Source organism: Pectobacterium parmentieri (assembly GCF_001742145.1).
GTDB classification, from domain to species: Bacteria; Pseudomonadota; Gammaproteobacteria; order Enterobacterales; family Enterobacteriaceae; genus Pectobacterium; species Pectobacterium parmentieri.
On the sequence record NZ_CP015749.1, the window covers coordinates 3,890,994 to 3,908,367 of the forward strand.

The window sequence follows — 17,374 nt, forward strand, 5'->3', positions numbered from 1 at the left end:
TAGTTCGGACTGATCTGGTGCGTTATCCCCCACAAATACGGTTCCAGAACCAACCACTTCGCCGCCGCAGTCAACCGTGCCCCCAGTGATGGCCAGTGGGAGACCGTTGACAAATACCGTGCTGGAGCCACTGGCAATGTGACGGGGATGGGGAGGACTACCTTGTTTACTGTGCTCTTCCAACGGATCGGTTACCCTTGCCGCTGATTTTCCATCAATAAACACATTTGATGAGCCGGCAATAATTGGTGTTGACGGAAATCCGTCATGATCGGTACCGATATCACCCACTTTAGCTGCGTTTCTTGCCACCTATTTATCCTTAAATGTTCGCGCTACTGGTTCAAATCGATGCGTACGCCATTTAGCATCAGGTGGTTGCCGACAATGTTGATATCGCCAGCATTATCAATAGAGATATATCCACCAGCGGTAGATAATTTGATCGTGCCGCTGGCTGACAGCACGGTAATATCTCCGGTTACGGTCAGCTCTTCAGTCGTGGTGATTTCGGTCTTGCGGCCCTTTTCCACCGTAATCCTCTGGGTGCCTCTGATTTCTGTTCCCTGATTTTCGCCAACCATGATTGTCTGATGACGACCCACATTTTCACTGTGGTCGATGTTCACCTTTGTGCTGCGGTTATTGAGCACCACGGTGTTCATGTCCTTCTGGGCGTGGATAAATACTTCTTCCTGTCCAGACTGATCTTCAAAGCGCAGTTCGTTAGAGCCTTTTCCTTTATGCGTTCTTGAACGAAGAACGGTACGCGTCTTGTGGGTGGGCAACTCATAAGGAGGGCGGTTAGTGGCATGAAAGGTTCTGCCGGTCACTATCGGCTGGTCCGGGTCGCCTTCGAGGAAGCTGACAATCACCTCATGGCCGATGCGCGGGATGGCTATCAGCCCGTACTGGCCGCCCGCCCAGCCCTGACTCACCCGTACCCAGCAGGAGCTTTGGTCGTCGCTCGCCCCGTAGCGGTCCCACGGAAATTGCAGCTTGATGCGGCCGTATTCGTCACAGTAGATTTCTTCACCGGCCGGCCCCACCACCGTGGCAATCTGCGGGCCATCGACCATAGGCTTGTACGGCAGGTCCGCACGCCAGGTGGTTTTGGCGCTGATGACCTCAAAGCTGTTGCTGTAGGTGGTCGGTTCGCCGCCGCTTTCTTCTTCCAGCGCCTGCGGTTGCTGCCCGCTGTGGGTGATGGCAACCACTTGCCAGCCAGTGTTGAGGGGCAGGTTGGGGTGCTCGGTGAGCATGAAACTGTTGCCCGGCATCAGCATCGCGGCGTTGGAGTCCCCCGCGCCGGTCATGGCCTCGGCACGCAGTGCATCCAGCCGGTAGCGGCTGAACGCCTTGCCGCTCGGGTCTTTTTTAAAGCGTCCGGGGTAGTCAAAGTGCTGATAGTTTTCACGCTGGTGTGCCAGTTCGCTGCTCATCTTCTTGTGCAGCAGGCCATAGGCCGGGGTTTTGAAGCTGTAGTCCTTGAGCGCCACCTCGGCGATGCTGACCCGCTCGGCGTAGCGGAAACGGTGGACATATTCGCCTTCACTCAGCCCCTGCGTGGCGAGGTTGAAGAACAGTTCAGGGCCTTTGGCCAGCGCCCCGGCATCGTCGGCAAAGACGACGCGGTGTTTGCCTTCCTCAAACTCGTGGAAGAAGTACAAGCCTTCCTCGGCGGCCAGTCGGGTGACAAACGCCAAATCACTTTCCCGGTACTGCACGCAGTATTCACGCGGGGCATGGTCATGACGTAACGAGAAGGCGTAGTCGGTAATCCCGGCTTCTTCCAGCAGGGTGCCGATAATCGCCTCTGGCTTCTGCGCCTGAAAAATGCGGGCGTTGGTGCGTAAGCCGAGTCGCCACAGCGCCGGACGCACTTCCGCCTGATAGCGGGTGCGGCGAAAGCCGGTGTCACCCTGGGCAAAGCCGCTGATTATCCCGCTGACCCGTCGCTTCAACTCGCCTTCGAACCAAATCAGCAGCTCACAGGGCTGGTCCAGCACCGCGCCAAAATCCACATCCGGCAGGGCGCTGGCCAGATTGAGGGACAGGGAAAACGACTGGTTAAGCGCCTCGCTGAGCTGAAAATCCACCACCGCAAACGTCGAGGCCGGTAATGCGCCGACCTTCACGGTGAACTGCAATCCTGTACTGTTGGCCACACGTCCTCCTGATTCTGTCATCCACACTCAGGCATGGCATGAGCCATGACTCAGTGCAGAAAATTCCCGTTAAATAGGATTACCTTTCGACAGCAGCGTGTGCACGCTGCAGGGGGCAAGCGAGTAGCGGAATAGGGACGGTATGAAAAATAATGAAGGCGCTCTATGTGACATCTTTGCCAAAATTCCCTTTTTGAAAGACAAACACAGAAAGGATAGCAAGATGCGTTGAGTTCTAATTACACAAGGACGGGGATAAAATCAGACGAAAAAATTAATTAAAATCAAAACAATTTCATTCAAATTAATAACGTGAGGGTAGGACGTCCATCCTACCTGCCGGCAATTTTCCGTTTAGTCGGCAAGTCTCTCCAACGTCATATCGACGATATCGTTAGCCCCCGTCATCTAACGAGGGCATCGACTTCTATACGATCCAAATCAGGGCAATCAGAACAGTTTTTTCGCCGTATCCAACCAGTCGCCTTTGAACGGACGTTTCATGTTCTCGATGGCATCGACGATGTCATGATGCACCATTTTCTCATTCTGGATACCGACACAGCGGCCACCGTAGCCCTGCTGTAGCAATTCAATCGAGTATGCGCCCATGCGAGAGGCCAGAATGCGGTCATACGCGACCGGCGACCCGCCGCGCTGAATGTGGCCGAGTACAGTTGCACGGGTTTCGCGCCCCGTTTCTTTTTCAATATATTTCGCCAGTTCATCGACGTCGCACACCAGCTCGGTAATCGCGACAATCGCGTGCTTTTTACCTTTCTCGATGCCCGCTTTGATTTCGCAGACCAGATCTTCCGGGCTGAACGGCACTTCCGGCAGGACGATGAATTCACAGCCACCGGCAATCGCTGCCGCCAGCGTCAGGTCGCCGCAGTGGCGTCCCATAACTTCAACAATAGAAATACGTTGGTGAGAAGAGGAGGTATCTCGCAGGCGGTCAATCGCTTCCAGCACGGTTTCCAGCGCGGTAAAGTAACCGATGGTGTAGTCCGTTCCCGCTACGTCGTTATCGATCGTGCCGGGCAGGCCGATACAGGGAAAACCCATTTCCGTCAGACGTTTGGCACCCATATAGGAACCGTCACCGCCGATAACGACCAGTGCATCCAGGCCGCGTCTCTTCATGTTTTCCACACACACCTGACGCACGGCTTCGTCACGGAACTGTGGGAAACGCGCTGAACCGAGGAACGTACCGCCACGGTTAATCACATCCGATACGCTGTAGCGATCTAACTGCTCCATGCGATCTTCGTACAAGCCCTGATAACCATCATAAATGCCGTAGATCTCCAGCCCTTCAGACAGTGCAGCACGAACCACACCCCGAATTGCCGCATTCATACCTGGTGCATCGCCACCGCTCGTCAACACTCCGATTCTTCTAATCATGACAACCTCTGGACTTGTAGATGTAATTTTGCAGGATTCTTCTATCGTAAATTCACCGCCGCTGTTACGCAGGCAGCAACGCCTTGTTCTTTTATTAGCATATTATAACAAACACCCGAAGCTGAATTGATTCAGGTCAGGCTACATTGTGCATAAATTTTCATGGCCTATCACGTTTTTAGCACTAAATGCTGAAAATACCGTCGCCTACGTCGCCAACCTGCCACGCTGGTTTTCCGGCACGGCAGAAACCGGGTCCTGATGGATCATAATGTCAGCCCCCGGAAACTGTTTACGTAATGCCTGCTCCAGATCGTCGGCAATCTGATGTGCCTGAACCAGCGGCAGGGCGTCATCCATTTCCAGATGTAGCTGGATAAAGCGCGTTGGCCCGGAGCGCCGGGTGCGTAATGCGTGTGCACCGCGAATACCCGGCCAGTTCACAATCACCTCGGCAATAGCGCGATGCTCATCTTCCGGCAGCGCGCGATCCAACAGCGACTGCACCGCGTCATACCCCATACGTAACGCGCTATATAAAATATAGCCGCCGATCCCCAACGCAAACAGGGAATCAGCACGCGTAATGCCTTTCCAACTAAGTACCAACGCCAGCAGAATCGCACCGTTCATCAACAGATCGGACTGATAATGCAGCATGTCCGCCCGTACCGCCTGACTGTGCGTGCGTTTAACTACCCAGCGCTGGAACGAGACCAGCAGCAGCGTAGCCAGCAGTGCAATAAGCGTCACCCACATGCCCACTTCCGGCGCGTGTAGCGTCTGGGGCTCCAGAGAATGTTGCAGCCCCGTCAGGATCAGGAACAGCGCCGAGCCAGAAACAAACATACTCTGAGCCAGCGCAGCCAGTGATTCTGCCTTACCGTGGCCGAACGCATGCTCAGTATCCGCTGGTTGCAACGAATAGCGCACTACCAGCAGGTTAACCAGCGATGCGGCGATATCCATTAGCGAATCGACCAGCGACGCCAGCAGGCTCACCGAACCGGTATGCCACCAGGCGAACACTTTCATCACAAACAGCACCAGCGCCACGGCCGTTGCGCTCACCGCCGCCAGTGTCACCAAACGCGCATAGTGTGGATTCATCATGTCCTCACAAAAAACAGATCGTCCGGGTCGTTGCCCGGCTTCAGCTCGTTAATGACGTTTTTAACACACGGGAATAACGAACAAACGTAAAAATACAGCACATCGTCGCCAGCACCGCCATCGCCGCCCCCATATAGCCGACGTCGGGCAAGCCAAGATGGGTAATGACCTGATTACCGAGCAGCGCCCCACCGCCGATCCCAATATTATAAATCCCCGAATAGAGCGCCATCGCCACATCGGTTGCATCCGATGCCAGCGTCAACACCTTGACCTGCATACCCAGACTCAACGCCATAATGGCGATCCCCCAGATGATACACAGCGTCGACAGGCTCCAACCGCTGAATGACAAAGGTAACAAGAGCAGTAAACACACCGCCAGAAACGCGAATGAGACAATCAGGAAACCCGCCGGATATTTGCTGCTGTAGCGGCTAAATAACATGCTGCCGATGATTCCGGCACCGCCAAAAATCAACAGCAGGATGGTCGTAAAGTTTTCACTCAACAACGCCACTTTCTGGATAAACGGCTCAATGTAACTGTAAGCGGTAAAATGCGCCGTTACGATCATGACCGTCAGGCCGTACACGCACAGCAGCGCAGGGCGCTTCAGCAGGAGAGGCAAGCTCTTTAGCGAGCCAGAATTGCTGCTCGGCAACACGGGCAGGAGCTTCATCAGGCCCAGCATAATCACCGCGGCGAGCAAGCCAATAATAACAAACGTTACGCGCCAGCCCAGAGACTGCCCAACCACACGCCCTAGTGGTAAGCCCAGCACCAGCGCCAGCGCCGTCCCGGTCGCCAGCAGGCTCAGTGCCTGCGCTTTTTTATCCGCAGGGGCCAGACGTACCACCAGCGATGCCGTAATCGACCAAAATACCGCATGAGACAGCGCCACGCCGACACGGGCCATGACCAGTACCCAATAATTCCAGGCCAGACCGGACAGCACATTACTGATAGCGAACAGGATAAAGATGTTGATCAGCAGGCGGCGTCGTTCCATATCGCTGGACAACAGCATGCAGGGCAGCGACATCAGCCCAACCACCCAGGCATAAATCGTAATGATCAGCCCAACCTGCGCGGCGCTCATGGAAAAGCTGGCAGCGATGTCTGACAACAGTGCAACAGGAGCAAACTCAGCGGTGTTAAAAATGAATGCCGCCAGAGAAAGACTGACGACGCGTAACCAGGCGGTCGAACGAGGAGAACGGGTCATGGTATTGATATCAAAAGTTAAAATAAAAGAATGCGCCCTCTGTCATGGCAGAGGCTAGCGCGGTGAAGCAATAGTACAGGGAAAGTATGACACCGCCATGTAATCGGCGAACTGTCAACGGTGTTTCAGCGTGCTTTTATGAGGATGTCAGCCAAAAGCCTGAAGACAGGTAAGGGAACATTCATGAGCATCATTTTTGGTGCTCATATTCTACGCGTTACCACGCCCTTACGCTGTCTTTTTTCGTGCCTTTCTTGCTCTACTTTTATCCAGCTTTGGTCGAGAAAGCGGCGTTACGCCGATGAAGGTTGGCGCAACACAATCGGTAAACCATTTTGAAAACGCTGGAGCCTGTCGCAAAGAAAGACAACCCTCAGCAGGCTATCAACCTGCGGTTGGGGCTGTGCTAAATAGTGCGACAACGCGCGCTCAACAAGCGTTAGGCCCAGCTCATTGGCGGTTTTCATGGCGTGTTGCAACTGCTCTCTTTGCGTTGCGGTTAAATGCCGACGCCCGGTGCAGGCCTGTGTATCCAACACATCCAGGATCGGCTGACAAATCCGCTGTGCCAGCGTCATCGGTGGACGCAGCACCGTTTTTTTCTGCTTCTTCTCAGCCAGCATGGTTTGGATATAACTGATAAAACCCAGCGCTTTCTTCTCACTTTTGATGGTCTGAAAATCCAGACAGAACGCCTTCACTATCCCGCTCTCCCTTACCAACAGAGAATAGGGTTGGAGATCGATATCATTCCCACGACGACGAGGCTGAACCAGCACCGCCACAATCTCCCATTTTTGTTGAGTAGCCTGTTTGAGCCTGTCTATACGCTGGTGCTGCGCCTTTTTCCAGTTGAGGCTCAGGTGCAGCGCATTATTCGCGTCGTCAAATACTGGCCAGATGATACGCTGCTCTACCTCATGCCAGATCACGGGTTCATAGCGATGCATATGTAGCAACAGAGGCTGTGGGTAATCCTGATTCTCTTGCTCAAAATAGCGAGACAACTGCGACCAGTCGGCAATACCCGCCGTCGATTTGCACTGCGCATACGCAGCAGCAGGCCACGGTGTACCATCAAGGTTCGCGTAGCTTTCACCGCCAGCGGCCAATTTCCCGTCGTCAGAAAAACGCGGGTGGTGCAGCGTAAACGGGGCTCGCATGATGTACTCGCCCAACTGTTTCCACATAGCCTGACCCTGCCACACACCCTGCCGGCTGAACGTTACATCATGGCGATCGGCACGCGCTTGCGTGCAATGCAGTAATTGCTGATTTTCACTCTCCCAAAACGAAAAGGTCGCTCCTCGTGCCCCCCCCTCTGTCACCCACCACTGCGCCCCTAACGGCACAAGCGATAGTGCTTCAGGTTGTTGTTGATACTGCCGCCGCACCTGCCCACGCAGTAGCAGCAAGCGTTCGGGGCTCGCCTGCTCAAGCTGGAATAAATACGCCGACAGACGGGCAATAAACAGCAGGACATCACGCTCTTCCAAACTGTAATGCCTATCCGCTAATAGGCTGACCTGCCCGCTCAGCGTGCGCAGGTAGCCCGCCAATCGCGGTAATCCTTCCGCACGAGCGGACATATTCAGCAAATGAAGCTGTCGCGCGCTGCTTTTACTGATGTGCGACAGACCCTGATTCATAACGTCATGGATAAACGCATTCAGCATGGTAATCAGTGCCTGCTCATCGGCATTTAACGCCCTCTCACTCGATTCCTGAGCGAAGCAATCCTCTGGCCACGGCCAGACGCGCTGATTTTCGGCAAAGAGTCGGGCAATGGTTGCAAGATGCAAGGCAGGCTGCTTCTCACGTAAGAAATCCGACAGCATGCCGGTCATCCCCGTTCCGGCCAGATAGATCACGGGGCTTTCCAGCGTTGGCAGATAAATTTTAAGCTGGTTTGGCAGCGACTCCGTCCTCACCGATTCTTCCGCCCACATTTGTACAAATCGCGCCGCCTGCCGCGTTTGCACTTTACCGACCTGCTTCATTAAGACATCAGGATCAAGCCGTAAGATCTCAGCAAGCACGTCTATCTGTGGTGCTACCGTTTCCGCAGAGAGGACAGCCGCTTGCTCCGTCCCCCGTTCAGCATGGGTTTGTAACCACAGCACCGCCGCCAAAATGTGCTTACAGCAGCCGGTAGCCGGGCAATCGCACCGTGCAGTTTGTATCCCCTGCGCACCAAGCACCACCTGCTGACCATCGCTGGCAAAATGTCCTTCTTGCCCCGCGTCAGTCACCAACATCACCTTGTCGCCCGCCAGATCTTTTTTGGCTCGGCGTAGTAAACCCACATTGGCAAAAACGCTCAGCGCGTCTTCATCATAATTCAGGTAGAGGCGTTGCCAGCTCATCGCATCACCTCCGCCAACCATTGCGCAAAATGCTCCGGCGTTAACGCGGCAACATGCATGCCGCGATCGGCCAATTTTTGCCCGATTGCCGCGTCGTAGACCGGGTGTGCCGCCTCATCCAGTGCCGCCAATCCTAACAGCGTGATTTGCTGGCTATGCATACGCTGCACACAACTGAGCAGGTGATTCAGTGCACCACCTTCTTCAAAATCACTGATTAACGCCACGATAGTACGTTTCGGATTTTGTACGTGCTGTTCGCAATACTGCATGGCCTTCGCAATATTCGTCCCGCCCCCGAGTTGCACCGTCATCAGCACCTCGACCGGATCGTGGGCAAGATGCGACAAGTCCACGACCTGCGTATCAAACACGATTAAAGAAACCCGCACCGCAGGCAACGTCGCCAGAATGCTGGCGCAAACCGCCGCGTACATCACCGAACTGGACATCGAAGCGCTCTGGTCGACGCACAGAATGACATCCCACGGCATATGCCGCTGCATGCGCGAATTAAAATGCGGTGTTTCAATCACCAGGCGCTGCTTCTCGCGATCAAAATGCTTAAGATTGGCCGCAATCGTGGCACGCCAGTCGAAATTTTGACTGCTGGCGATCGGCGAGCGTCGGAATCGATTACGGCGACCGGTAAGCGCGTTCGTAAAGGTCGGCCTCAGCGTGCGTAATATCTCATCAACCACCTTACGAATAATGTCACGTACCGCTTCACGCGTTTGTTCATTCATCCGGCCACGCAAACTCAGTAGCACCTTAGCCAGCGCTGGCGTAGGTTCCATGGCTTGCAGAGCTTGCGGATCGTTGAATAAATGCGTGATTTCATAGCGTTCAATCGCTTGTGACTGCATCCGTTCAAACGTGCTGCTGGGGAATAATTTACGCGCCTGATTGAGCCAATTCACCGCCGTCAGTTGAGACTGATCCAAAGAACCGTGCCGCCCTCCTTCCTGCTTCAGACCACGGCGCTGATATTCACGGCGGTAGAGATAATCCAGTGTGCGTTCTACTTTCAGGTCCTGCGCATCAAATGCCGCCTTGCCTAATGCCTCATCGGCATAGTGGCCCAGAATCAAGCGCCAGCGTTTGCCATTTTTTTCTTTATCGTCATGAGCGCTCATCAAGCTGGGCCCTTCTCTTTCTCGTACCATGACAGTAAATCGTTTTCCGCTAGCTGTTGTTGCAGCCGCTGGTTTAACTGCATCGTCTGTAGCATCTCCTGCTCCGTGAAGTCCGTTTGCCAAAGATGCATTTCCGGCTCAGAGAAGCCGCATTGCTCCGCAACATAGCTCGCTAACGTCGCATTCTGCTTCGGTGTGAGTTGGCTGAAAGCAAAACGCAGGTCAGGCAACACATGCAGAAAACGATCGTCATCCCACTGCGAAATCAACATATTTAGCTTATCGACTAAATGCGGTGTCTTGATGATTAGCTCAGGAACCGCGCGCATTAATCCCACGAAATAGCGCACCGCCGGCTCAGGATCGCTCCCCTGACTAAAGACACTCGATAGGTTGTCATCAAGGGCGCGCTCATCAATGTCGTCACCGAGATAGCGCAGCGCATCAACCGCCCCTTTTAATAACGGCACGTCCTTTAGCTCTGGGGAGATCTGCTGCAATTGGTGGTAAAAATCGCGACTGGCGGTGCTGGAAGGGTCGAGCGTAGGCATAAATTCAATCAGCTCACGCAGGGCAAGCAGTGCCGTAAAATGCGTTTCCTGCTGTGATTCATCGCCGGCCGTGATGGTCGGTAAACAAAACAATGCCTGCGGAACCAACGTAAACAAGAGTTGCGTTAATTCAGGCTGATTGCGTAAGCCAAGAAAATCACGCCCGCGCCATAGATGAATCAGGCTGTGCCCGCATTCAACGAGTGAATCTAAGCGAAAATCGTTGTGTATATCGTCATGCAATAAACGAAATAGCCCGGCTAAACGCGACTGTAAACCCAATAGCGCCGCCTGAATCAGCACATGTACCGCATTTTTACTCGACCGATTCTGCCCTTGCTCCTCTAACTGTTTTTCCAGATAGACGACTTTATCGATGGCAATCGCTTCGAGCTGGCTACCCTTCTCCGAGAGCGCAATCAATCGCCCTTCGATCGACGGCGTCCACGCATAGTGCCACTCTTCAAATAGCAGATCGAGATTGTGACCGCCCAAAAAATCAGGGCCGTTACTGCGCGTCGCAAATCCGACTTCAAGGAAGCTCAGCAGATGAAGAAAGCGGCTGCGAGCACGATGCTGCGGGTTGCGATAGATATCCAAGCGGCTCTGTTTGACGAGCGTGTCATCAAGTTTAAAGCGGTGATATTTCGCTAACCGATAGGTTTCATCGACCAGCGGGGGCGTCGCACTGCCGGCCGGAATCTGTCCTAGCGCATAGCCGGAAAATGTTTTTTGGATCTCAAGCCACAGTTCACTCTGCGCATCATCAATACTGCCTTTGATAAAACTACTCTGTAGTCCATCCAGCAGATCGTAACGGCCAGGGCCGTCATGCCCGCGCAATGCTGCAAGCTGAACATACTGCTCTACTGCATTTTTTACCGTGATATAGCTGGGAGGATCGTCAAAAGCTTTAGCACGGAGCATGCTGGCAACCTCAGACAAAAAACGCATCCCCATGTTATTACGATATTCCTGAGTCGTTAGCGGCGGCAACGCCTTTTCCGCCCGCCGATCGCTCCGTTGCGCCATGAGCATTTTCCAGCTTCGCTGGTAGTAAGCGGGCGCAGGCATGCCGGATGCATATCCATTGAGCGCATCTAATCTGTCAAAGCTATAGCGAATCAGCCACGCGTGATCTTTTTCTGCCTGCTTAAGCTGTTTTTGGTACTGCTTTTGCGCGGCATCCGTGAAAACATTGAATGACTTACCGTCATGAGACAACCCTTCGAGCAGCGCCAGAGAATGAAAACCACCCGTGACGACCAGAATTTTCCCCGTCGGGTTTTCAGCACGGACCTGCATGATAGCGGCAAGCATATGTGCCTCACGCTGCGCGGAACCTTCAGCCTCCAAAACCTGAGGCTCATAATCCAGTCGTGCCAGCGCACACCAAACCAGCGTATCGCGGAAAAGCTGCTGCCAGTCGCTCAGTGCCTCAATCGAGCGTAATTCAAATAAATGTTCCCATAAATCATCGTGATCGCGGCAATAGCATTTCTTAGCGAGTGCTGAAATAAACTGGCTGTGGGCGAGATAGCGTTCTGCTTGCAGGCTTTGGCTGACATCATCCTGACGTTCCTCAATCGTGATTTGTTCAACCCACGGCAAATCAATAAAACGCAATGCCGCGCGGTGTTGATGCCCGGCGTGCAGAGCCACCCATTCGGGCGAGTAGTCACAGAAAGGGAAAAAAGCGCTACGCGTAGCCGTTTGCGGCGTTTCACCGTCTTGCGGCTCACGGGATTGAACGTCGGCCTGTCCCATCACCGCGATGGGAGGCTTCGCGTCAGGGTGAAGCAAATCAGGCAATAAGTGATTAAAACTGACCGGTGCCTCAATCAGGATGTGATCGGGATGGATATCTTCAATCAATGACAGCAGACCATAGGCACAAGCAGGGCTATGGTGGCGCACCGGCGCGAAATAGATCTGCTGCGACTGCAAAAAATCCCATGTTGCCAGCGCCTGTTTCATCCGTGCGGGCAGTACGATGTTCGAGAGACTCACTGGCGCGTTTCCTCATGAAAAGAGTCCGTGAAGTAATCGGTAACAATGGGCTACAGCCTAATGCCGATCGTTCAAAAGCCGAGATACACGGAGCGACCACAGGGAGAGGTGTCCCTGCGGGAACCTCATCCCTGTGTTTCTCCTACTATGAGGCTTAAGTGACCAGCATTAGGCCACGGCCTTACTTCCAAAACAGTCGTGAGGCATCATAAAACGCTTTCCAGTCGTCGCTGCTTTTTGCCCGTTCCCGCGCGACGTTATCCACGTAGTAGCGCATACGTTTCGCATCATCAGGGTTATCTTTTAACACCACGCCGATAATCTGGCGTGCGATGGCGCCCGCATTCAGCGTGCTATCGCCCAAATAATGCGCCTCAAGCGCGGAGGCATAGGCAATATTGACGGCTTCCGCACTCGACATCACCGCATCCGGCGTTTTGATGCTGCCACCGTCGCGCGTATTGCCGGAGCGAAGTTCCTGGAATGTGGTCACCAGCAGTTCAATGACGCTCGGTGGCACAGTGACAAGCGCAGCCAGTTCGCCCAGTTCACGCGTAAGCTGTGTTTGAATCAACTCGATCTCGAATTCAGGATCTTGAATCGGCCTCACGGTTTCAAAGTTAAAGCGCCGTTTTAATGCCGCTGACATTTCGTGTACGCCGCGATCGCGCAAGTTCGCCGTGCCAATCAGGTTAAAACCGGGTTTGGCGCTGATCCGCCCTTGATCACCCATTTCAGGGATCATCAACTGTTTTTCAGACATCAGCGAAACCAGAATATCCTGTATTTCCGGCGGACAGCGGGTGATTTCCTCAAAACGAACAATCCTGCCCTGCATCATCCCCTGATAGAGCGGTGAACCGATCAGCGCCCGCTCGGTGGGACCTTCAGCAAGCAACAGCGCATAGTTCCATGAATACTTGATATGGTCTTCGGTTGTTCCCGCAGTGCCTTGAATCGTCAGGCCAGAATCACCCGAGATAGCCGCTGCAAACAGCTCAGACAGCATAGATTTTGCCGTTCCGGGTTCACCAACCAGCATCAATCCCTGTTTCCCCAGCAGCGTCACGATTGCGCGATCGACCAGCGCATTATCGCCAAAAAACTTCGCAGAGATCCCTAAGGTCTCGTCACCTAAAATAAACTGGCGCACAGCACGAGGCGAGCGCAGCCACCCCTGCGGCTTAGGGTTATTTTCGTCCGCTTTAGCCAGGCGCGCTAATTCATCCGCAAAGCGAATTTCGGCATGCTGACGCAGCACATTGCTGGCCGTCGATGGGTGTTTTTCCATGTTCGTGTCTCTGTTCGCCACAAAATAATGAACGAAGCCGGCACAGTGCGTACCGGCTCCATAAGCGGATTACCAAGGCGTTTTGCTTTCCCAGTCGGCATCGTATCCTGAGCAGGCCAGTGCGACTTTCAGATAATCGGCATAGCTTTCTGCCAGTAAGATAGGGGGAACGTCCTGCAATGCCAGGTTATTGCGATCCCAGTAATTTTGCTGATTTTTCTCAAAGCTCAAATCAAACAACACCGCTGGAATGTTTTCTTCTGGCACGTAGCTGCCGCTAAATCCAATATTCACGTACAAATCCAGGCTACTGAAATGCTTGTAATAATGACCAAACGACCCACCATCTTCCGCTGGCGCACGCTGATATCCCATCTTGGTTAAGACGCCGCGCAGCGTGAACGTATCAGTCAGCCACCCTTTTCTATCCTCAATTTCAACCTGTTTAAGATCGAGTTCTGGCACGGTGTTCACCATCTGCGAGAATAAAAATGTCACTTTATAGTCGTTAAAATGCGCAATCCAGGCTTCACGCGTGTCGTTATCCACCACCGCAGCATGAGCAAGCTGAATCACCGTACCGCTTGATAATTCAACCTCATCATCTTCAAGATTAATTAAGCAACCGTCATCCGTTGGCCTGAAGGTATTGAGCACCTGCCCATCCTTTATTTCTTGCCACACTAAACGCTCAATCAGCGGGCGCATCACCGGGTGAATCATGATGTAAGTCTGCCAGTCTTCACTTGACCATTGGCGCTGGGCACACATCGATTCATACAAACGTGCAGTTTGGAGATCAATTATCTGCTTCAACTCTTTTTTGCTCGACGAGAACAGCTTTTTCGCGTCTTTTATCTGCTCTTCATTATCCGTTTTACGAGCCGCAGGCAGTGCTTTAATTTCTTTCCCTTCTGGGTTCAGGAGCACCAACCGTTGCTTACTGTCCATACGAGCGGTAAAAGTCCTCTCGCCGTACTCCAGCACCAACGTTCCCGTTTCATCCATCCCGGCAGTGGGGATCGTGCGGTCAGCCAACTCATCGGCACTCCAGCCATTGCGATCGGCAATCTCTTTGACTAATTCGCGCGCCTTTTCCTGAATCGCTGCAGTACGGTAGCGACGTGACAGTGAGAGTAACAGTTGGATAATGATCGGATCGTCGCTAACTGCCACCGCGCAAATCATCGCCTCAATCTGTGAACGACGCGGATAATGGTCGCGCATATAATTTCGTAATGCAGAGACGGCAACATGGCCTTCAATATGGCTCGTCAACGCCAGCATGCCTTTCTCACTGATTGCGGAGCCTAAATAGCGCCGCAAGACTTCATGCTTTATTTCTTCGGTCACCTGCTCCAGCGTGTAATTCTCATACTTTTGGTAATATTCAGGATAACGTTCAAGATAATATTGATAGTTCTTTAAACGTCCTGGTGCCTCTTTATGCGCTTCCAACATCGCATCTTCCAGCGATGGGTTTTTTACATCCTGCGCGATAAACGTGTGTAAAATAAAATGCCCCAGTTTATGCTGGCTCTCTTTAGCTAATGAACCGACATAACGCTGTAATAACGCGTTACCTGTAGGCGCTTTTAATTTTACTGCCAGGATTATCCACCATTTAATGATGTCAGCATCGACGGCCTTGCCGTTTTCCCATTTCAATGGCGGTATCACGCTATAGTCAAACCAGCTCATGCTCGCAGGAGGGTTCGCCTTCAACCCCTTCAAGGCTTCTTCGCGCAGTATTTTTTCTGATAAATAAGGCGAAATGTCTTCACCAAACTGCTCCAATGCCGCCAACAAAGCGGCACGTACCGTTTCTCTTTTTTCTTTCTTTAACAATGCATAAAGCGGAGCGATGCTGTCTTTATTTTTTATACGCGCCAGCCACTCGATCGTGGTAATACGGATTTCTTGTTTCGCGGAGTGCAAACTTTCCTGTGCATTCACATGCACATTTGGCAATTTTTCAAGCAATTGCTGCGCACTCACGCGGAACGTTTTATTTTCACCTAATGCCAATTCCATAATTCGGGGAATAAATTGTGCGGGGATGGTAGGGAACTTACCAAGCAACTCGAAAGCATGGCCTAATTCAAATTGTCTATATTTGTTTTCGCTCTTATTCGGCAACAGCCCCAGCGCTTCGGCAATATATTCTGGGTATTGAGAGAAAAAAGGCCAAAGCTGTTCCGGCTTAGGGAAGAGTTTCAACCCATCGTTATAGGATTCTAAACATAGCTTGGCGACTTCCCGAGCAGGATCACGGCATGCCAGTTTCTGCAAAACACTTTCAATCTGCCGTAATTCCAATCCAGCAAGAACATGAGCTGGCGCTTCATTTTCTATTCGGGTGGTGCTTAAATTAACGTTACCATGCTCGTTGCCGAAAATAACTCTCATCGCATGATAAAGGGTAAATTCAGGAAGATTGCTAATGCGTTTTTTATATTTAATAACATTAGCCTCTTCACTAGATAGAGGTGTCGCATTATTCCCCAAATTAAGTCTATCGACTAAATAACGGCAGCGATCAGCGCTAATTCCTTTTATTTCATTATAATAATTCTGCGCCCATTTATATTTATGCTTGCTCGATTTATTTTCTTCTATTTCTTTTTCTGCATTTATTTTTGCTTTTTCCACCATCTCGACCAAGTTTTCGATAAGAATGTCTTTTGCACTTTCAGGCAATGGCGTATCGGCAAGCAGCGTTAGCTCAGGTAAATCAGGAAGTTCAATATTTTTTGCCGTATCAACAACGCCAAAACGCGTAATGGCACTTTCGATACTTTTTATCACTGCCTTACTTTTTTCCAACTGCAACGCATGCTCTAAAATATCTTTATTTTCACCCTGACGGGCAAAGAGATCGGCGGCCTGAGATCGCTGTTTTGGCGTACCATTAAACAGGATATCACTCAGATGCATTTTAACATCGCTAGCAGGGAGAATATTCAGCAGCGGTTCCGCTTCATTGCGTACCGTTTTTCGTTGTTCCAGCGCTAATTTAACAATGACATCCGAGAATGAAATACGCAACGTTTCACGCTCGGATAAATATTTCAGGAATTGAATCAACCCGGGTGCAGAAAGCTTCTCCACCAGCGTGGTGCGAACAAATTGCGCATGATCTTCGATGTAGGCATACAAATCAGGGAGTTCAAAGAAAATATTTAACTGCGAAATATAATGTTCAGATATTTCCGCCCTATCAAAGATAGCAAATAAAATAGATTCGCCCTTATCATGGCCCTGCTCACTGGCAATCAGGTCTGCAAGAAGTTGAATACGCCAACCCGTTCGATGCATTAATTTCAGACTCTCATTGGAGGTGCTTTTTAACGTCGTAAACAGCGCATCACACAGCAAATAAATCATCCAGTTTGGCACTTCGCCTGTGGTAACTTTTATATTTTTATTTTGGCATACTGCGGCTAATACCTTTGCAAAACGTATAATTTGCTCATTGGTTAGTTCTTTACCGACTTCAGAATAAAGCTTATAGCGTGAATTTATTGCTTGCCTTATTATTTTATTATATTCATTGGAGTTGAAGCTATTATTTTGAACATACCACCAATCAACCGTGCCTGGCTTATCCAAAAGTACCGTTGCTTTATCGGCATCCAGTTGGTTTAAGGTATAAACGACCTCAGGTTCAGTGCCTGACATGACATAATCGAACAATTTTTCTGGCAACGTTTTATCAAACTCTGCAAGCGGTAATAGAGATTCTTGCAGCAATTTTTCCGTTGGCGTGATGTCCTTATTGCCAAAAAAGGGGAAAAGATCGAATAACTTCCTTATCATGACGGCACCTAATTATTTATAGACAAATAATACTTTTAGCATGAATTTAGCCCATTCTCAATTTGAAAACTAATGTTTTTTTACAAAATTTAGTTTTGCTTATTTTTGTTTTTATAGCAAATAAAACCAGCCAATCTAATTCTTATCCAAAAATTCAGGTAAAAATAGAATAAATTGGAAACATCTCAATATTAATGAAAATGAAAACGTATGCTTTTTTCGACCCTTTTTCTGATAAAAAAACCACCGAATCGGGGTAGTGTTAAGCCTGTTTCATAC

9 protein-coding genes and 1 pseudogene are annotated in these 17,374 nt (G+C 51.3%); all 10 read right to left on the reverse strand.

The features are described from left to right. Positions 1 to 27: 27 nt before the first annotated feature. Positions 28 to 312, reverse strand: a pseudogene (locus A8F97_RS24805) (type VI secretion system PAAR protein); the annotation flags it as partial. A 23-nt stretch (positions 313 to 335) separates the two neighbouring features. Beyond that, a complete protein-coding gene (locus A8F97_RS17690) occupies positions 336 to 2,168 on the reverse strand; it encodes a type VI secretion system Vgr family protein (RefSeq protein ID WP_069704190.1) in 1,833 nt (610 codons plus the stop codon). A gap of 450 nt (positions 2,169 to 2,618) precedes the next feature. Continuing rightward, positions 2,619 to 3,581, reverse strand: a complete 963-nt coding sequence (pfkA, locus tag A8F97_RS17695; RefSeq protein WP_012821982.1) for a 6-phosphofructokinase — start codon at positions 3,579 to 3,581, stop codon at positions 2,619 to 2,621. A 207-nt stretch (positions 3,582 to 3,788) separates the two neighbouring features. Continuing rightward, positions 3,789 to 4,691, reverse strand: coding sequence for a CDF family cation-efflux transporter FieF (gene fieF, locus A8F97_RS17700; protein WP_012821981.1), 903 nt, complete (start codon positions 4,689 to 4,691; stop codon positions 3,789 to 3,791). 43 nt (positions 4,692 to 4,734) lie between these two features. After that, a complete protein-coding gene (locus A8F97_RS17705; RefSeq protein ID WP_012821980.1) occupies positions 4,735 to 5,922 on the reverse strand; it encodes a sugar transporter in 1,188 nt (395 codons plus the stop codon). A gap of 293 nt (positions 5,923 to 6,215) precedes the next feature. Beyond that, positions 6,216 to 8,288 carry an SWIM zinc finger family protein gene (locus A8F97_RS17710; RefSeq protein ID WP_033072510.1) on the reverse strand — a complete coding sequence of 691 codons (2,073 nt, stop codon included), beginning with the start codon at positions 8,286 to 8,288 and terminating at the stop codon, positions 6,216 to 6,218. Then, positions 8,285 to 9,424: a VWA domain-containing protein gene (locus A8F97_RS17715; protein WP_033072348.1), complete on the reverse strand. Its 1,140-nt coding sequence runs from the start codon at positions 9,422 to 9,424 to the stop codon at positions 8,285 to 8,287. Before A8F97_RS17715 ends, A8F97_RS17710 begins: the two co-directional genes overlap by 4 nt. Next, positions 9,424 to 11,985, reverse strand: coding sequence for a DUF5682 family protein (locus A8F97_RS17720; RefSeq protein ID WP_033072349.1), 2,562 nt, complete (start codon positions 11,983 to 11,985; stop codon positions 9,424 to 9,426). The genes A8F97_RS17715 and A8F97_RS17720 overlap by 1 nt, the downstream gene beginning before the upstream one ends. 181 nt (positions 11,986 to 12,166) lie before the next feature. Then, positions 12,167 to 13,276 carry an ATP-binding protein gene (locus tag A8F97_RS17725; protein ID WP_033072350.1) on the reverse strand — a complete coding sequence of 370 codons (1,110 nt, stop codon included), beginning with the start codon at positions 13,274 to 13,276 and terminating at the stop codon, positions 12,167 to 12,169. A 69-nt stretch (positions 13,277 to 13,345) separates the two neighbouring features. Further along, positions 13,346 to 17,095 (reverse strand): DUF4132 domain-containing protein, encoded by a 3,750-nt coding sequence (locus A8F97_RS17730; protein WP_033072351.1) that lies wholly within the window; start codon positions 17,093 to 17,095, stop codon positions 13,346 to 13,348. Between the last annotated feature and the right edge of the window lie 279 nt (positions 17,096 to 17,374).